The 16,668-nt window shown below is 71.0% G+C and carries 16 protein-coding genes and 2 pseudogenes; 7 read left to right on the top strand and 11 right to left on the bottom strand.

Annotated elements, in window-relative coordinates:
- The first annotated feature begins 5 nt into the window (after positions 1-5).
- A complete protein-coding gene (locus tag ACTMTI_RS39495) occupies positions 6-857 on the top strand; it encodes an NAD(P)-binding domain-containing protein (protein ID WP_441125881.1) in 852 nt (283 codons plus the stop codon).
- Positions 854-1,594 carry an SDR family NAD(P)-dependent oxidoreductase gene (locus tag ACTMTI_RS39490; protein WP_441125880.1) on the top strand — a complete coding sequence of 247 codons (741 nt, stop codon included), beginning with the start codon at positions 854-856 and terminating at the stop codon, positions 1,592-1,594. Before ACTMTI_RS39495 ends, ACTMTI_RS39490 begins: the two co-directional genes overlap by 4 nt.
- Before the next feature lie 80 nt (positions 1,595-1,674).
- Here the strand turns inward: ACTMTI_RS39490 and ACTMTI_RS39485 are convergent.
- Positions 1,675-2,625, bottom strand: a pseudogene (locus ACTMTI_RS39485) (Tn3 family transposase); the annotation flags it as partial.
- Positions 2,626-2,651: 26 nt separating this feature from the next.
- Here ACTMTI_RS39485 and ACTMTI_RS39480 point away from each other — a divergent pair.
- Entirely contained in the window at positions 2,652-3,119 is a 468-nt protein-coding gene (locus tag ACTMTI_RS39480) for a LysR family substrate-binding domain-containing protein (protein WP_441125879.1), read from the top strand.
- Positions 3,120-3,130: 11 nt separating this feature from the next.
- On the opposite strand, the pseudogene ACTMTI_RS39475 reads toward ACTMTI_RS39480, so the two are convergent.
- From ACTMTI_RS39475 to ACTMTI_RS39450, 6 genes and pseudogenes are all read right to left on the bottom strand, one after another.
- Positions 3,131-3,541: pseudogene (locus ACTMTI_RS39475) on the bottom strand (transposase); the annotation flags it as partial.
- Positions 3,542-4,372: 831 nt separating this feature from the next.
- A complete protein-coding gene (locus ACTMTI_RS39470; RefSeq protein WP_441125878.1) occupies positions 4,373-4,957 on the bottom strand; it encodes a recombinase family protein in 585 nt (194 codons plus the stop codon).
- Between the two features lie 313 nt (positions 4,958-5,270).
- Positions 5,271-6,869, bottom strand: a complete 1,599-nt coding sequence (locus tag ACTMTI_RS39465) for an ABC transporter permease (protein WP_441125877.1) — start codon at positions 6,867-6,869, stop codon at positions 5,271-5,273.
- Positions 6,866-7,789: an ATP-binding cassette domain-containing protein gene (locus tag ACTMTI_RS39460; RefSeq protein WP_441125876.1), complete on the bottom strand. Its 924-nt coding sequence runs from the start codon at positions 7,787-7,789 to the stop codon at positions 6,866-6,868. The genes ACTMTI_RS39465 and ACTMTI_RS39460 overlap by 4 nt, the downstream gene beginning before the upstream one ends.
- Complete coding sequence (locus ACTMTI_RS39455; RefSeq protein ID WP_441125875.1) at positions 7,782-8,471, bottom strand: TetR/AcrR family transcriptional regulator; 690 nt, start codon at positions 8,469-8,471, stop codon at positions 7,782-7,784. The genes ACTMTI_RS39460 and ACTMTI_RS39455 overlap by 8 nt, the downstream gene beginning before the upstream one ends.
- Before the next feature lie 261 nt (positions 8,472-8,732).
- Positions 8,733-9,134: an ArsR/SmtB family transcription factor gene (locus tag ACTMTI_RS39450; RefSeq protein ID WP_441125901.1), complete on the bottom strand. Its 402-nt coding sequence runs from the start codon at positions 9,132-9,134 to the stop codon at positions 8,733-8,735.
- A 27-nt stretch (positions 9,135-9,161) separates the two neighbouring features.
- On the opposite strand from ACTMTI_RS39450, the gene ACTMTI_RS39445 reads away from it, so the two are divergent.
- Entirely contained in the window at positions 9,162-10,070 is a 909-nt protein-coding gene (locus ACTMTI_RS39445; RefSeq protein WP_441125874.1) for an AraC family transcriptional regulator, read from the top strand.
- Positions 10,071-10,075: 5 nt separating this feature from the next.
- The gene (locus ACTMTI_RS39440) at positions 10,076-10,981 is read left to right on the top strand and encodes a sterol desaturase family protein (protein WP_441125873.1); all 906 of its coding nucleotides are present in this window, start codon (positions 10,076-10,078) and stop codon (positions 10,979-10,981) included.
- A 37-nt stretch (positions 10,982-11,018) separates the two neighbouring features.
- Here ACTMTI_RS39440 and ACTMTI_RS39435 read toward each other — a convergent pair whose 3' ends face one another.
- Positions 11,019-11,288 carry a hypothetical protein gene (locus ACTMTI_RS39435; protein ID WP_441125872.1) on the bottom strand — a complete coding sequence of 90 codons (270 nt, stop codon included), beginning with the start codon at positions 11,286-11,288 and terminating at the stop codon, positions 11,019-11,021.
- Positions 11,289-11,355: 67 nt separating this feature from the next.
- Between ACTMTI_RS39435 and ACTMTI_RS39430 the strand changes: the two genes are divergently transcribed.
- Positions 11,356-11,505, top strand: coding sequence for a hypothetical protein (locus ACTMTI_RS39430; protein ID WP_441125871.1), 150 nt, complete (start codon positions 11,356-11,358; stop codon positions 11,503-11,505).
- Between the two features lie 45 nt (positions 11,506-11,550).
- On the opposite strand, the gene ACTMTI_RS39425 is transcribed toward ACTMTI_RS39430, so the two are convergent.
- Together ACTMTI_RS39425 and ACTMTI_RS39420 are read right to left on the bottom strand one after the other, a co-directional pair.
- A complete protein-coding gene (locus ACTMTI_RS39425; protein WP_441125870.1) occupies positions 11,551-12,432 on the bottom strand; it encodes an aldo/keto reductase in 882 nt (293 codons plus the stop codon).
- A 1-nt stretch (position 12,433) separates the two neighbouring features.
- Positions 12,434-13,384, bottom strand: a complete 951-nt coding sequence (locus ACTMTI_RS39420) for a reductase (protein ID WP_441125869.1) — start codon at positions 13,382-13,384, stop codon at positions 12,434-12,436.
- Positions 13,385-13,455: 71 nt separating this feature from the next.
- Between ACTMTI_RS39420 and ACTMTI_RS39415 the strand changes: the two genes are divergently transcribed.
- Positions 13,456-14,385: a LysR substrate-binding domain-containing protein gene (locus tag ACTMTI_RS39415; protein WP_441125868.1), complete on the top strand. Its 930-nt coding sequence runs from the start codon at positions 13,456-13,458 to the stop codon at positions 14,383-14,385.
- Positions 14,386-14,389: 4 nt separating this feature from the next.
- On the opposite strand, the gene ACTMTI_RS39410 is transcribed toward ACTMTI_RS39415, so the two are convergent.
- On the bottom strand, positions 14,390-16,663 hold the full coding sequence (locus ACTMTI_RS39410; RefSeq protein WP_441125867.1) for a HelD family protein: 2,274 nt from the start codon (positions 16,661-16,663) through the stop codon (positions 14,390-14,392).
- Positions 16,664-16,668: the final 5 nt, after the last annotated feature.

Raw genomic sequence — 16,668 nt, 5'->3', positions numbered from 1 at the left:
GTGCCATGAACACTCCCGTAACCGTCATCGGCCTGGGTCTCATGGGCAAGGCCCTGGCCGCCGCGCTGGCGCGGAACAGATATCAGACGACCGCCTGGAACAGGTCGGCCACCGCAGTTCCCGAGGGCGTGACCCGGCTGGCCTCGGTGGCCGAGTCGAGCCCGACGATGGTCGTCTGCCTGTCGACGTACGAGGTCATGTACGAGGTGCTGTCGACCACCGACCTGCGCGGCCGTACCGTGATCAACCTGACGTCCGGCACCCCGGGCGAGGCCAGGAAGGCGGCCGCGTGGGCGGCCGAGCGGGGTGCCGCCTACCTCGACGGAGCGATCATGGCCGTTCCGCAGATGATCGGCCTGCCCCAGGCGCAGCTCTTCTACGGCGGGCCGAAGGACCTCTTCGAGTCCCGCGAGCCCATGCTGCGGGTCTTCGGCGGCGGCACCGTCCACCTGGCCGAGGACCCGGGCGTCCCGCTCCTGTACGACCTCGCGCTGCTGGCCATCCTGTACGCGGCGGGCCAGGGTCTGGCGCACGCGCAGGCACTGGTCGGTACGGCAGGCGTCAGCGCCACGGAATTCCAGCCGTACGCCAACGCGTGGCTCACCCATGTGATCGGGCCGATGGCCAGCCTCGAGAACGCCAAGGCCATCGATGAGGGCGAGCACGCCACGGACGTGTCCAACATCAACACCAACGCGCTCGCCATCGGCCACGTCGTACGGGCGAGCCGGGACGCGGCCCTGCCCGCCGACTGGCTCGCCGCCCAGCAGGCGCGGCTGGAGCAGGCTGTCGCAGACGGATACGGCAGCGACAGCCCGACCCGATTGCTCGACTACCTCACCAAGGAGACACGATGAGCATGTACACAGGCAAGAAGGCGGTCGTGGTCGGCGGCACCCACGGCATCGGCCTGGCCGTGGTGCAAGCGCTGGCGGAGGCGGGCGCCGAGGTGCTGGCCACTGGGCGCAACGTCGCCGCGCTCCAGGAGATCTCGCCGGCCGTGCACGCGGTGCGCTCGGACGTCACGGACATGGCGGACATCGAGCGGCTGGGCCGGACAGCGGCCGAGCGGCTGGGCCAGGTGGACTTCGTGTTCGTCAACGTCGGGACCGCGGCGATCGAGCCGTTCGAAGCGGTGACGCAGGAGTCCTACGACCGGGCTTTCGCCGTCAACGCCAAGGGACCGTTCTTCGTCGCGCAGCGTCTGGCCGGGCTGATCACGGACGGCGGTTCGATCGTCTTCACGACCTCCGTGGCCGAGACGGGAGGCGGATCGGTCTTCACCGCGTACTCCGGCGCGAAGGCCGCCATCGGCGCCATGGCCAGGTGCGTCGCCGCAGCGCTCCTGCCGAGAGGAATCCGGGTCAACATGGTAAGCCCGGGCTTCGTCCAGACCCCCACTATGGGCATCGTGGCCTCGGACGAGGACCGTGCGGCCTTCGGGAAACTGGGCGACGAGCTCACGCCGATGAAACGGCACGGGCAGGTGGAGGAAGTGGCGGCCGCGGTCCTCTTCCTCGCCTTTGAAGCCACCTTCACCACCGGGGCCACGCTCACAGTGGACGGTGGCGCACGACACCTTGCGGCGTCCTAACCGCTAGAATCACGTCTTCCCGCCTCCCTCGGGAAGACGATCATGCCCCAGGAGGGCCTGCCCGCCCTGCTGCTCGGCGGTCACCTGGTCATGGCCTCGGTCCACGAGGAGATCCGCAGCCCCGGCCCGCCCTGCCCGCCCCCGGCCAGGGCGGGCACTTGGTCCTGCTCGCCGGCCACGATCACGGCCTGATCCACCTGCGCACCCCCTCCGGCCACACCGAGACCACCCGCCGCGCCATCTTGCCCATCGAGGTGTTCGCGACCTTGTTCGGCGGCCGCGCCATCGCCGCCGCCCTGCCGTAGCGCGGCATCGCCGCGGCGATCCTCCGGCTGACCCCGCCTGTCCAGATCCAGATCCAGGTGCCGGCTCATGTCCAGTTCCAGCCTGCCGTACAGGTTCAGGTGGGTCCAAAACAGCGCTGACAAGCCGCGCAGATCGACCGGGGTCAGCTTCTTGCGCCACTTCGCATCGCGCACCACGGTCTGGATCAGGATCGTGTTCAGGTAGGTGATGAAGGCCTGGACCAGGTGCAGCGCCAGCGCGGACACCTCGACTGTTTCGCGGTCGTCGCCGGTCAGGTCGCCGGCCTTGCCATAGAAGATGTCCTTATTGGCCGAGTGCCAGTTCTCCACCACGTTCAGGCCCTCGTGAATCTCCTGGCGCAGCGCCTCGTCCGCGAGATACTCGCAGATAAAGATCGTCCTGATCACCCGGCCCAGCTCTTCGATGGCCTGGTAGGTGGGATGCGTGGATCCGCCGCGGGTGAAGCGGCGCAGCATCTGGTGGGCCTCGGCGGTGCCCAGCCGCAGCGCCGTGGCGTACTTGATCATCTGGTCGTACTGGCGGCCGATGATGTCGAAGTCGATGGTCTTGTTCGACAGCACCTCCTCCAGCTCCGGCCACGCCTCGTCCTCGCCCAGCCCCGGCCGATACAGGCGCGCCGAGCCGATGTTCTTCAACCTCGGCAGCAGCTGAAAGCCCAGCAAATGCGCGAACGCAAACCCGACGATCGAAGCTCCATGGGTATCGGTGCACTGGCGAGCGCACCCGGCAGGTGGCCGCCGACATCGTCACCGGCGCCGACGGCATCCTCCGGCTCGGCACGATCCACGGCCCAGGCGAACGCCTCTATCGCGCTCTGGCGCAGCTGCACGCCCTCGTGCCCCGGCTACAGGTCCGGCTCAAGCAGATTCCGGCGGCCCAGCGGCTGACCGCCGTCCGCCAGGGACAGCTGGACGCCGCCCTGGTCCGCGCCCTGACCACAGCGCCCGGTCTCAGGCTGATCCCGCTGTGGACCGATCCCCTCTACGTCGCCCTGCCTGCCGGCCATCCGCTGGCCGCACAGCCCGTCCTGCGCCTGGAGCACCTCGCTCATCTGCCGCTGCGGCTCGCACCCCGTGAGAACAACCCGCCCTTCCATGACCTGATCAACCACGCCTGCTCGGGACTCAGCGCGTCGCGCGGCATGCAGGTGGTCAGGAACTCCCCGCCGGAATACACGTGGATCTGCCGGTCGTCGTAGGGCATGTAGCGGATCTGCACCCGCTCACCGCGGCGTTCCCGGATCAGCCCGCCCGGATCCACCCAGTGCAGGTTGTTGAACCGGATCCCGTGCGGCCCGATCGTGCGGGGCTTGCCGACCAGCAGCAGATGCCCTAGCTGCTCCTCCGGCACGTCCTGCACCGGGGTCGGATCCGCCTGCCAGGCCTGCTCCGGCGTGCGGCCGAGCTCGCTGTGCACGTGCTCGGTGTTGTAGGCCGCCACCCAGTCGCCGAAGATCCGCGCGAAGGTCTCCAGCCCCAGCGGCAGCCCGGCCCGCTCGCCGGCGGCCGCGGACTCGCCGTAGGCCTCCCGCGCCGCCAGGCGGTCATCGACCGGCCCGTCCAAGGCGCCATTGAGCCGCCGTGGTCCGCCGGTGTAGCCCGGCAGCGTGCACAACAGCATCTCGTCCACGGTCAGGAACGCGCGTTCGATCTTGCCCTTGCGGTGCGGGTGGTAGCCCGGCATCTGCCGGGTCTCCGTGCCCAGCGCGCTGGTCGCGGTGGTGACCGCGGCCGCCGCGAACTCCGGGCCCCGGTCCAGCCGCAGCAGCCGGGGCACCCCATGCGCGACGCCGTACGCCGCATCGTCCAGCATGCCCATCCTTAACGAGGTCAGCACCGTGCCCGCGTGCGGGGTGAGCGCGATCGCCCACCCGGTGATGACCCGGGTGGCGTCATCGATGAACATCGTCACCCACGGGGTGACGGCCTTGCCGCGGGGAGGCAGGACCACGATGGGCAGGTTCTTGTGATCGCCCTCCCACACCTGGTTGCGGAAGGTCGCCGGGCGTTGCAGATAGACCAGCTTGGCCCGCCGGGCTCGCTCGCCGCCGGTCACCCCGGCCACGAACGCCGGCGTGAGCTCCTCGGCGAAGGCCCGGTACAGCGACCGCAGCGCCACGGGCGGCGCGCCCGCCCACCCCTGCAGCAGGTCGGCGTCGATCGGCACCCCGGCGACCGTCGTATGTCCCGCGATCGCGGCCGTACGAGCCCGGTGCACCGCCGCGACGTTCCCCGCCGAAGTCGGTGAACGCCGCGATGTCGGTGGGCGACAAGGTGAACCGCGGACGCGGCCGCCGCGGGCGGCTCAGCCGGCGCCACACCGTCCGCTCGGCCACGCCCAGCCGCGCCGCCATCGCTTTGACCTCGGCCGTGACGGACTTTCCCTGATCATTCAGCTGCCGCAGCCGGTACAGCGCCGCCTCCCACTGCTCCGGGGTCGGCCGGCTCCCGCTCATGCGCTCTGCTGGGCTTTCGCCCGGTCCAGGACCCGGTAGACGGTCGCGCGGCCGACGGTGAAGACCTCCATCAGATCCGCGATGCTGTACTCGCCGGACGAATGCATGCGCACGAGCTCGGCCTGCTGGCGGGCCGACAGCTTGGGCTGCTTGCCCTTGAGCTTGCCCTTGGAGCAGGCGATCGCCATGCCCTCGCGGGTGCGCAGCCGCAGCAGGTCGACCTCGAACTCGGCGAAGGTGGCCAGGATGTTGAAGAACATCTTGCCCATCGGGTCGCCCGGGTCGTAGAGGGTGCCGCCGACCGACAGCTTGACGCCACGGGCGACCAGGGAGTCGCCGATCTGGCGGGCATCGGGCACGGAGCGGGCGAGCCGGTCCAGCTTGGGGACGACCAAGGTGTCTCCGGTACGTACGGCGGCCAGCGCCTGGTCCAGGCCGGGCCGGGCCCGGTTGGTGCCGGTGAGCCCCTTGTCCAGGTAGATCCGGTCATCGGGGACACCGAGCCCGGTCAGCGCCTGGCGCTGGGCGGTGAGGTCTTGCAGCACGGTCGAGCATCGAGCGTAGCCGATCAGTTCTCCCACCCGGGAAGCGTACCGTTTAGCCCCCCGTCACCGGACAGTTTCGCGGACTGGTCTAACGAGACGAAGTTCCGCAGGTCGCCACGCCAGGCGATGGATGATCTCGGTGTCTCGTTGAAGGTTCCCCTAACGGACACCGGGCTTGCTCGTGCCGATCGGGATGCCGCACACCTTTCGCCAACGTTGGCGACGTCCCCGCCCGCTTCGTCGCCGTCATGACCCCGAACCTCTACTCGGGTACTTCGACGGGCTGACTAGCGGCTGGCCGGGGCCGCTGACCAGGAGAGCGGGCGGATCTGCCGGCGTCCCTGTGGTCTTACCCGAAGTCGCGGCGGCGGAGGGCGAGCAGTCCGCCGCCGAGCAGGACCGCGGTGACGGCGAGCAGGGCCAGGATCGGTCTGGCGTCCATGGGTGCTGCGGCGAAGGCGTTGGGGATGTAGTGGAACGGCTCCAGCGGGCTGCCGCCCCACCGCCCGTAGAGGGGGCCGGCGACCTGCCCGAGCGCGGCGGTCAGGATCCATACGGCCCAGGAGATCGCCGCGCTCGCCTGCGGCAGCATTGCGTAGGCGAGCAGGCACATCGCGCCGACGCACCAGGCGGCTGGCACGGCGCCCAGCGCCCCGGCCAGGAAGCGGGGCATGTCGATGGCGAGGTCGCCCACGAGCACCGAGTACAGCGTGCCGAACACGAGCCCGGCGGCGGCCATCAGCGCCGTCGTGCCGAGCCCGGTCACGATCAGGTGCCCGACCGCCCACCGGAGCCGGGTCACTGCGGTGGCCTGGACGGCCTCCGCGCGGCCTGAGATCTCCTCCGAGCGCAGCCGCAGCGTCATGAGCACCGGGTAGAGGGCGATGGCGTACGCGAGGATCAGGATCATGTACCAGGAGTAGGCGCCGAGCATCGCATCTGCGGGTACGCCGAGGGTGTTCCTGATGTTGTCGACCACGATGCTCGGTCGCGAGAGCAGATCCCGGCCCAGCGGGCTCAACCCGGCGGTCGCCGCCGCGAAGAAAGCGACCCCGGCCGTCCATTTCACCAGCAGGCCGCGGTGCAGCCGCCAGGCCAGGCTGATCGGGCCGCGCAGCTCCGGTGCCGTCGCGCGCCCGAGACGTTCGGGCAACAGCCCGGCGCCGAGGTCGCGGCGGCCGAGCAGCTGATAGGCAACGGCGGACAGGACGGCGCCGGCCAGGATCGAGATCCCGAGCATCCACCACCGCTCGTCCTGGTAAGCCTGCACCAGATGGCTCCAGCCGATCGGGGACAGGTACTTCAGCCAGTACTGCGCGCTCGCATCACCGGCATAGCGCATCACGAAGGAGATGGCGAGTAGGGACAGGCCGATCGCGGTGGCCGTACGGGCGTTGCGCGCCAGCTGGGCGGCGACGGCGGCGATGCCTGCGAACACCCAGCCCGCCACCGTGATGGCGGTCCCGTAGGCGAGCGATCCGATCGGTTCGAGCCCGATCCCGATCAGCACGACGGCCGTCAAGAGCCCGCCGAGCAGACTGTTCCCCGCCGCTACCAGCATGGCGGCGGTCAGCTGAGCGTGGCGGCTCACCACGGCCGAGCGGACCAGCTCGCTGCGGCCGGCATCCTCCTCCCGGCGCGTGTGCCGGACGACGGACATGACGGCCGCGAACGCGCTCGCCACATAGAGGAACCCGCCGCTGCGCCACGTGGCGAGCACCTCCAGCCGCGGTTCGGCGAACCCGCCGCCGAGCCCTTGGAGGAAGGCGTTGCTGCGGATGATGTCGATGTAGGCGAGTTTCAGCTCGTAGGTGCCCATGTTCCTGTTGACGTAGGCGACCATCGTCAGAGCCAAGGTCACGATCAGCAGGATCCACCAAGGGGCAATGGCCCGTTCGTGGCGCAGCGCCAGGCGGGCGAGGTGAGCGGCGCCAGTGAAAGAGTTCATCGTGCCGCTCCTACGTGTCGCCCGTCGCTCCTGCCGGTGCGGTCGTAGTGCCGAAGGAACAGCTCCTCCAGGGTGGGGGGCTGGCTGACGAGGCCGCGTACGCCGGTGTCGGTGAGGTGGCGCAGCACGGCGTCCAGGTCTGTGGTGTCGACGTCGAACCACACCCGGCTGCCCTCGGTGCGCAGGTCATGCACACCGGGCAGGCCGGCCAGCCCATCCGTCGGCGCCGCCAGGTCGGCCTGGATGGAGGTGCGGGTGAGATGGCGCAGGCCGGCCAGGGTGCCGCTTTCGACCGTGCGTCCGTCCTTGATGATGGTCACCCGGTCGCACAGCGCTTCGACCTCGGCCAGGATGTGGCTGGACAGCAGTACGGTCCGGTTTCCGCGGCGCTGCTCCTGGCGTACCGTCTCGCGGAAGACCTCCTCCATCAGGGGGTCCAGCCCGGTGGTGGGCTCGTCGAGGATGAGCAGCTCGACGTCAGAGGCCAGCGCGGCGATCAGGGCCACCTTCTGCCGGTTGCCCTTGGAGTAGGCGCGGCACTTCTTGCGGGGGTCCAGGTCGAAGCGCTCCAGCAGCTCGGCGCGGCGCCGCTCGTCGAGCCCGCCGCGCAGCCGTCCGAGCAGGTCGATCACCTCGCCGCCGGACAGATGGGGCCACAGCGTGACATCGCCGGGTACGTAGGCCAGCCTGCGGTGCAACTCCGTCGCATCCCCCCACGGATCGCCGCCGAGCAGCCGGGCGGTGCCCGCGTCGGCGCGAAGCATGCCGAGCAGGATCCGGACCGTGGTGCTCTTGCCCGCGCCGTTCGGCCCCAGGAAGCCGTGCACCTCTCCGGTACCCACGACGAGATCGAGGCCGTCCAGTGCGCGGGTGGCGCCGAACGTCTTGACTAAGCCTGTTACGGATATCGCGTCACTCATCGGAGTGCTCCTCGGTCGAACGGAGTGTGGCTCCGGTGTCTGTCCGGGTCTTGTCCAGGGCGTCGCGGTACGCGGCGGCCTCTTCCGGGCTGAGCCAGGGGTGAGAGTAGATATCGAGCACGGTCAGGGCGAGCAGGTGGGCGCCTTCCTGGCTGGACACGTCGACACCCAGCCCTCGGGACACGTGCTTGTGGAGGATTCCGACGGCCAGGGCCATCGCCGTGCCCACCGTCGCCCTGGCTTTGCGGTCGGCGAAGGGGGGATCGGAGCGGCGCTCGTCGAGCCCTGCGAGCCACTGCTCGCTCATCTGGACCATCGCGTCGAACACCGGCTCGGCCCATCCCTCGGTCAGGGCGCGCGCCAGGTATCGCTGGTAGGGGCCGAGGGCTGCCATGGAGGCCGCGACGTAGTTCACGCCGTTTACGCCGCCGGCGGCCGTGTCGGCGCTGGCCTGCTCGTTGATCCTGCTGATCAGCTTGACCAGGTGGGCGTCGCACGCCTCACGCAGCGCCTGCTTGGACCCGAAGTGATGGCGCAGCAGTCCCGGGGAGACGCCCGCGGTCTCGGCGATCGCTCGGGTTGTCGCCCTCTCGAAGCCATGCTCCCCGAAATGCCGCAGGGCCGCGTCTCTGATCCGCGCGCGAGCGGTCAGGTCCTCAGGGTCGGGTCTTGATGTCGTCACAGCCCATGGCTCCTATCCAACCGCATAGAGAGTTGCTCGAATGGGGAGCATACTATGCAGCTGCATAGGAGGCGTCTAGCGCGAGGGGGGTGCGATCTTCGGGGAGGCTGGGGGTCGAGCAGGAATCAGGCGGTGGCGGGCCCCGGATGCCCCGCCGCCCAGGGGGGTCGCTACTGACACTTTCGTGGCGGGGGAATCCACTGACATCCGACGGCAAAAACCACTGACACTCTCATGGCACTTGGCACAGTTGCCGGCTGCTCACCGGGCCTCCATCTGATCGACGTCGGCGGGAATCTGCTCGGCGGGGGCACCGTAGGTGGGGCACAGCGCCACGGCGTGGCCGGTGGCGCTCCATAGGTGCTCGGCCGAGGCCAGCAGGTCCATCAGCTCCGGCCGGGTCAGCGCGTAGAACGACTGGCGGCCCTCGGCCCGGTAGTCGACCAGGTGGTAGTCGCGCAGGCAGGCCAGGTGCTTGGACACCGTGGACTGGGCCAGCCCCAGCTCCGCGGTCAGGTCCACCACCCGGGCCTCGCCGCGGGCCAGGCGCTGCACGATCCGCAGCCGGGTCTCATCGGCCAGCGAGTGGAACAACGCCGCCGCAGGCGGCAACCCGGCCGCGATGTCGGCGCTGACACATCGCCCGCCGCCATCCTCACTCATCATCGCAATATGAAGCTTGGATTCGTGATGAGTTTGCAAGGGGAGGCGACGATGGGCGTCACGACCACGCCCGACGGCCCGCCGGCCCCGGCGGGAATGCCGGGCGGCGAGCAGGCGCAGGCAGCGCGTTGGGCGGGCACGGCCACGGCCGCCTCGGGCGTGCTCGCTTTCACCGGCGCGATCGGGTCGGCCGAACCGCATGCGCACGCCGCGGTGCAGGTCCTGCTGGTGCTCGATGGCGAGGTGATGCTGACCGACCGGCACGGCCACCAGCTCCCGGTCGAGGCCGCGATCATCCCGGCCGGTGTCCGGCACGAACTGCGGGCCGCCCCCGGCGCTCGTGGCCTGCTGGCCTACCTCGACCCGGCCCATCCAGCCGGGCGCGCGGCCGGCGCCCGCATCGTCGCAGCCGGCGCCCCAGACATGGCGGGCACGTGGCAGACCGCCGCCCGCCCGCTGGCCAACGCCGCAGTCACCAGCATGATCACCGGGCTGGTCACCGGCCCGGCGGATCTGCCCGGGATGCTGTGCTCGATCGGGCCGGCAGCCGAGACGAGAGGCTTTCCCGCTGCCTTGTCCCGCGCGCTGGAGGCGGTCCCGCAACTCATCGACGGGCCGCTGCTGCTGGGCGACCTCGCTGCCCAGGCCGGCGTGTCAGCCAGCCGGCTGGGGCATCTGTTCGCCGAGCACCTGCAGCTGCCGTTTCCGGCCTGGCGGCGCTGGGCCCGCCTGCTGCACGCCATCGAGGCCGTCCGCGGCGGCGCCACGCTCACCGAGGCCGCGCACGGCGCCGGCTTCGCCGACAGCTCCCACCTGACCCGCGTCTGCCACGAGATGTTCGGCCTGGCCCCTTCCCGCCTGGTTCACCTCGTACGCCCTGGTTCGCAGCCCAGCGGATCCATCCAAGCCCGAAAGGGCCGGCGGCCGCGACGCTGATGCGCATGCTGAAATCAGTTGTCCGCTACGGCTACGTGCCGTTCATGCTGCTGGGCATCAACGGCGCTGCCATTGCCCTGGCCGCCTCCGGCGCCTCCAAGCTGTGGCTGATCGGCCTGCTGCTGGCGGCGATCGGCTGCTCGTTCGCCGCCGAACGAGCCCTGCCGTACGAGGCGGAGTGGAACAGCCCTGCCGGGGACGGCGGCCGTGACGTCGCTCACGCCGGCGTCAACGAGCTGCTGCTGCTCGTCAGCGTGGGCGCCATCCCGCTGCTGGCCGCCACCGTCACCGTCGCCGACGCCTGGCCGCACTCCTGGCCGTTCGCTCTGCAGGTGCTGGCCGCCATCCTGATCGCCGACCTGGGCATCACGCTGACCCACTACGCCAGCCACAAGATCGGCCTGCTGTGGCGTTTCCACGCCGTCCACCACTCCATCAAGCGCTTCTACGGCTTCAACGGCCTGATGAAGCACCCCTTGCACCAGACGCTGGAGATGAGCGCCGGCGTCGCCCCGCTCATCCTCATCGGCCTGCCCGTCGATGTGGCCTCCGCGCTGGCCGTCACCGTCGCCGTCCAGCTGCTGCTGCAGCACTCCAACGCCGACTACCGCATCGGCGCCCTGAAGTACGTGCTCGCCCTCAACGAGGGCCACCGCTTCCATCATCTGAAGTGGGCCGGCGTCGGCGACGTCAACTTCGGCCTGTTCACCCTGATTTGGGACCACCTGCTCGGTACCTTCTCCTACGACCCGGCCCGCCGCTTCACCTCCGACCAGCTCGGCATGGCCGCCAAACCCGACTACCCCACCGCCTACCTGGCCCAGCTCGCCGAACCCTTCCGCGCCTCCGGCGCCTGCCAGGCCGAACCCGCCGGGCATGAGCCCGCCGCCCAGGAGCAGGCGGTGAGATGATCCGGCCCCACCACGCCAGACCCCTGGGATCGGGCGGTCAGGCACCGACGCCGGGACCGGCCTCCTCGGCCAGCACCCGGTAGACGCTGGCCAGCGACGGGTGGCGGCCCTTGTTCTTGCCCGCGGGGATGACCAGCTTGGCCGCGATCTCCGGCACCGGCACATCCCGCTCGCGCAGGCTGCGGGCGTAGGCCGCCATGTCGTCGTCGAACACCTTCGGACGGCCGCCGTGGCGGCCGCGCTCACGCGCCGAGGCCTGGCCCTCCAGGGACATCTCCCGGATGTACTCGCGTTCGGACTCGGCCATGCCAGCGAAGAACGCGAACAACGCCGCCCCGTGCTACCGACCCCGCCGACTGCAGCAGCGAGCAGGTGTGCACCATCCTCGCCGGCCCGTCCGCCCGCACAGCGGCCGGCGACCGGACCGTGCTCTGCCCATGCTGCTGCGGCTGACCCGCGGCCCGTCGTTCGGCCTGGTCGGTCCCAAGGAGCTGGGCGTCCCGCCGGAGGTCCTCGGCGGCTGAACCCATCAGGGGCGGGTGCGCTATGGCCCCGGCACGAGGCGCGGCTCAGGTGCCCAGCCGGGCGAGCTCGTCCTCGCTGAGAATCAGGTCGGCGGCCGCCGCGGAGTCACGGATCGTCTCGGGACGGCTGGCACCCGGGATGGGCACGATCACCGGGGACCGGGCCAGCAGCCACGACAGGCACACCCGCTGCGGGCTCACGCCGCGCTCGGCCGCGACCGTGTGGAAGGCCTCGCGGCCGGACTCGGCCGGCTCCAGCGCGGAGGGACCGTCGAGCGAGCTACGGGAGATGCCGCCCAGCGGGCTCCACGGAAGGAACGCGATGCCGAGCCGCCGGCACAGCTCCACCTCCAGGTCGCTGTCCCGGACGGCCGGAGAGCAGCGGTTCTGCACCGAGACGAGCCGGTCGCCGAGGATCCGGCGCGCCTGCCGGATCTGGTGGACGTCGACGTTCGACAGCCCGGCCATCCTGATCTTGCCTTCGTCCAGCAGCTCGCGCAGCGCCCCGACGGACTCGCCCCAGGGGACCTCCGGATCCGGCTTGTGCAACTGGTAGAGGCCGATGGCATCCACCCCCAGCCGCTTGAGCGACCCTTCACAGGCCCGCTTGAGATGCTCGGGCGTACCCGTCACGGTCCAGGAGCCGTCTCCCGGCCGGCCACGTCCGCCCTTGGTGGCGATCAGGACGGAGCTCGTGTCGCCGCCATAGGTGGCCAGCGCCCGCGCGATCAGTTCCTCGTTGTGCCCGATCTCGCCCGCGTGCCAGTGATAGCAGTCGGCGGTGTCGATCAGGGTCACCCCGGCGTCCAGAGCCGCGTGGACGGTGGCGACCGCCCTGCCCTCATCGGGCCGTCCTTCGATGGACAGGGGCATGGCGCCCAGTCCCACCGCGCCCACCTCGACGTCGCCGATCCGGCGAGTACGCATGTCAGCCGCCCTTCCGCAGCTCGATCGCCGCGGCGATGGCCTTCGGCAGCCAGTCCGCGGTCGCGGAGAAGGCGTACCCGAGCCGCGCCGCCCGGCTGTTGTCCATGGCGTAGTAGCGGTCGAACGAGAACGGCGAGGCCTCGGCACCGTCCACCAGCCGGTAGTCCGCCACCCGCCCGGTCTGCGCCGCGATGAGGTCGCACAGGCCGCGCACGCCGGCCTCACCATGACAGGAGGCGTTGACGGCGCCGGTGAAGCCGGCCCCCACCGTCCACGCCAGCAGGCCGGCGATCTCTTCGTCGTTGATGAACGATGTCGGGAAAGGATCGCGGTGGACCTCGACGGGCCGGCCCGCCAGGATCCGCTCGACGTAGTGCTCGAGTCGCCGGGTGAAGTCCCTGGCCCCGATGCCCAGGACATGCGCACTGCGCACGGCGACGAACTCGAACGGGCTCTCCCGGGCGAAGACCGCCTCGGCCTGCCGCTTGCCCTCGGCATAGCACGTCGCCTCGCCGAGCACGCCCTCCATCCGCCGCAGATCATGCCACGGCTGCCCGGGCGGGACCGGCCAGGAGGCGGGATCGACCGCCTCCTCGGCGACCGGAACCCCCGGGGCGGCCGGCGAAATCAGCGCGGAGGTGGCCGGATCGTAGACCTCCATGGTCGAGGTCATCACATACCGCGGGGTACGGCCACCGAAGATCCGGCGCGCGATCGCGGCCTGGTGCGGCGTGTAGCAGACCTGGTCGATCACGGCGTCGAACTCGCGATCGGCGAGCACGGCGCCGAGACGTGCCTCGTCGTCGCGATCGGCGACGAGGTGGGTCACCCCAGGGGACGGCGGCGCCGACCCGCGGTTGATCACCGTGACGCGGGAACCCGAGTCACGAAGCAACTCGATCAGGCGCAACCCGAAGTAACGGCTGCCGCCGATGACGCATACGTTGTTCACGGCACCGAGCCTCCCCGGATACGGTCATGAGCAGAAGTGCCGATCTGCTTAAACGGCTGTAAGGAAAACTAATGATCGACATGCAGCGGCTCCGCATCCTCCGGGAGGTGGCCAGACAGGGCAGCTTCAGCAAGGCCGCCGCCGCGCTGCTGTTCACGCCCTCGGCGGTGTCGCAGCAGATCGCCACCCTGGAACGGTCGATCGGCACGGCGGTCGTCGAGCGAAGCACCCGGGGAGTGGTGCTCACCGAGTCCGGCCGGCTCCTCGTCGAAACCGCCGAGGCCGTCTTCGCCGAACTCCACCACGCACAGGAACAGATCGACCGGATCGCCGCCGGCCGCGCCAGGCTGACGATCGCCACGTTCAGCAGCGGCGGACGCCGCCTCCTTCCCCGCGCGCTCACCGCGTTCGTGGCCGATCATCCCGACGTGGAGATCAACGTGCTGGAACGGGAGCCGGAGGACAGCCTTCCGCTCGTCCGCGACGGAACGGCCGATCTCGCCCTCGCCTATCACTTCGATGGCCCGCTCCCTCTCCCCCCGGGTGACCGATCGAACCTCCATTGGACCCCGCTGATGGAGGATCCCCTGTCGGTCGTCCTGCCGAAAGGCCATCGCTTCGCCGGCCGTCGCTCGCTCGATCTGGCCGAACTCGCCGGCGAGCGCTGGGTCCTCGGCTGCACCAAGAGCGAGGCGTTCCTGCGGCGCTACGCCGAGCGCGCCGGCTTCGAGCCCAGGTTCGCGGGTGCCACGAGCGACTATTTCTTCGCTCAGTCGCTCGCCTCCGCCGGTGTCAGCGTCTCACTGATCCCCCACGTCGCGCTCGACCACTCAGCAACGGACCTCGCCATCGTTCCCATCCGGCCGCCCCGCCCGGCCCGTTACATCGGAGTGGCCACCGTGCTGCGGCGCCGTCCGCAGCCGCTGGTCGAGGGCTTGGTGCAGGGGTTGTTGCAGGCCGCCGACAAGGAAAACAACGAAGACGCCGCCTTTACGTTGTAGATTTCTATGCCAGGCGGGACAGGACCCCCGGCAGCTCGCCCTCGTACGCCACCGTCAGCCGCCGCGTGGCCCGCGTCACCGCCACGTACAGGTCCCGGCCGCCCATCGGCGACTGCGCCAGGATCCCCGCCGGATCCACCACCACGACCGCGTCGAACTCCAGCCCCTTGGCCTGCCCCACCGTCAGCACCGCCACCGGCGCGTCCAGATCCCCCTGCGGGAACAGCCGCGCCACCTCCTCATGCCGCGCGTCCGAGGTCACCACGCCGACCCGGCCCTCGCCGATCTCGGCCAGTTCCTCCTCCACCAGCGCCGGCAGGGCCGGCACCGGCAGGCGCACCGCCCGTGGCCGCGACTCGCCCGCCCGTACCGACTCCGGCGGCCGCTGCCCCGGGTCGAACGCCCGCAGCACGTCCGCCGCCACCTCCATGATCTCCACCGGCGTGCGGTAGTTGACCATCAGGTGCTCCACCCGCCAGCGGCCCTCCAGGTACGGGTCCAGCACCTCGGCCCACGAGCGCGCCCCCGCCGCCGACCCCGTCTGGGCGATGTCGCCCACCACCGTCAGCGACTTGGCCGGCACCCGGCGCATGACCATCCGCCAGGCCATCGCCGACAGCTCCTGCGCCTCGTCCACGATCACGTGCCCGTACGCCCAGGTGCGGTCGGCCGCCGCCCGATCGGCCGTGGTCAGGTCCAGCCCGTCGTCGGCGTGCCGCTCGGCCAGCACGTCGGCCCGCGCGAAGATGCCCTCCTCCAGCACGCCCGTCGACTGCAGCACCTCCCCCGCGTACAGCAGCTGCTCGGCCTGCTCCGCCGCGGCCTGCTTGGCCGCCGCCCGCCGCGCGGAGTCGTCCTCACCGAGCAGCTCGGCCGCCTCGTCCAGCAGCGGCACGTCCCCCACCGTCCACCCGGCCTCCACCGGCCGCACCAGCTCCTGCCAGGCCAGCCCCGGCGGCGCCACCGACTCCAGCGTCTGCGCCGACGACAGCAGCTCGGCCACCAGCCGCATCGGCGTCAGCTCCGGCCACAGGTCGTCCACGACCCGGCGCACCTCCGGCTCGTCCCACAACCGCCGCGAGGCCAGCTCCAGGTCGAGCTCGTCCAGGTCCCCCTCCAGATCCAGCGGCTGGGCCAGCTCCTCCAGCTCCGGATCGCCGTTGGCCAGCTCCTCCAGGTGCAGCGACTCCTCCAGCGCCCGCGTCTCGGCCCTGGCCAGCTCCTTGAGCAGCTCGGTCACGTACAGCTTGCGCGCCATGTTGTGCGGCAGCCGCACCGCCCGCGCCCGCTCGCGCAACCGTACGCACTGCGCGTGCGGCACCCGCAGGCGCAGCCCGTCCAGCTCCACCACCAGATCACCCTCCGGCACCCGCTGGCGCAGCTCCAACGCGCGCGCCAGCACCTCGGCCATCCGCACGTCGCCCTTGGCCACCGCCGCCGGCGCGTCGACGGCGCGCGCCCGCAAGCCGGGGAACATCTCGCCCACCGTCGTCATCACCACCTGCGTCTCCCCCAGCGCCGGCAGCACCTGGCCGATGTAGCGCAGGAACATCGCGTTGGGCCCCACCACCAGCACGCCGCGCCGCTCGAGCGTGTCGCGGTGGGTGTAGAGCAGGTACGCCGCCCGGTGCAGCGCCGCCACCGTCTTGCCGGTGCCGGGACCGCCCTGCACCACCAGCGCGCCCTGCAGCGAGGCGCGGATCACCCGGTCCTGCTCGGTCTGGATGGTGGCGACCACGTCGCCCATCCGGCCCGTCCTGCCCCGCCGCAACGCCGCCAGCAGCGCCGCCTCGCCCACCAGCGCGCGCCGGTCGTCCTCGCTCATCCGCTCCAGGTCGAACACCTCGTCGTCGATGCCGGCCACCCTGCGGTCCTTCAGGTGCAGGTGGCGGCGGCGCACCAGCCCGCGCGGGTCGGTGGCCGTGGCCACGTAGAACGGGCGCGCCGCGGGTGCCCGCCAGTCGATCAGCACCGACTCGTGGTGCTCGTCGCGCAGCCCCAGCCTGCCGATGTAGACGCTGTTCCCCTCGGCGTCGTCGACGCGGCCGAAGCACAGGCCGCGCTCGACCGCGTTGAGCTGCGCCAGCCGGCGCGCCTGCGCCGAAGCCATCGCCTCGCGCTCGACCATCGCCTGGCGCGTGCCGCCGCGCCTGGTGTACACCTCGCGCAGCGCCGCCTGAGCCCGGCCCCTGGCGTCGTCGAGCAGGCCGTACAGCCACGCCACGACCCGCTGCTCGCTGTCAAGGGCTTCCGCGAGACCATCTTGACGATTAGTCATTCGCT

It is taken from the genome of Nonomuraea sp. H19, assembly GCF_052068215.1.
GTDB lineage: Bacteria > Actinomycetota > Actinomycetes > Streptosporangiales > Streptosporangiaceae > Nonomuraea.
The sequence above is the reverse complement of the archived record's forward strand: the minus strand, read 5'-3'. Positions and strand labels throughout refer to the sequence as shown.

Coding starts and splice junctions, on each gene's coding strand:
- ACTMTI_RS39445 (WP_441125874.1), top strand. CDS start 9,162: ATGAGTTTGCAAGGGGAGGCGACGATGGGCGTCACGACCACGCCCGAC.
- ACTMTI_RS39435 (WP_441125872.1), bottom strand. CDS start 11,288: ATGGCCGAGTCCGAACGCGAGTACATCCGGGAGATGTCCCTGGAGGGC.
- ACTMTI_RS39465 (WP_441125877.1), bottom strand. CDS start 6,869: ATGAACTCTTTCACTGGCGCCGCTCACCTCGCCCGCCTGGCGCTGCGC.
- ACTMTI_RS39495 (WP_441125881.1), top strand. CDS start 6: ATGAACACTCCCGTAACCGTCATCGGCCTGGGTCTCATGGGCAAGGCC.
- ACTMTI_RS39490 (WP_441125880.1), top strand. CDS start 854: ATGAGCATGTACACAGGCAAGAAGGCGGTCGTGGTCGGCGGCACCCAC.
- ACTMTI_RS39450 (WP_441125901.1), bottom strand. CDS start 9,134: ATGAGTGAGGATGGCGGCGGGCGATGTGTCAGCGCCGACATCGCGGCC.
- ACTMTI_RS39415 (WP_441125868.1), top strand. CDS start 13,456: ATGATCGACATGCAGCGGCTCCGCATCCTCCGGGAGGTGGCCAGACAG.
- ACTMTI_RS39410 (WP_441125867.1), bottom strand. CDS start 16,663: ATGACTAATCGTCAAGATGGTCTCGCGGAAGCCCTTGACAGCGAGCAG.
- ACTMTI_RS39425 (WP_441125870.1), bottom strand. CDS start 12,432: ATGCGTACTCGCCGGATCGGCGACGTCGAGGTGGGCGCGGTGGGACTG.
- ACTMTI_RS39460 (WP_441125876.1), bottom strand. CDS start 7,789: ATGAGTGACGCGATATCCGTAACAGGCTTAGTCAAGACGTTCGGCGCC.
- ACTMTI_RS39440 (WP_441125873.1), top strand. CDS start 10,076: ATGCTGAAATCAGTTGTCCGCTACGGCTACGTGCCGTTCATGCTGCTG.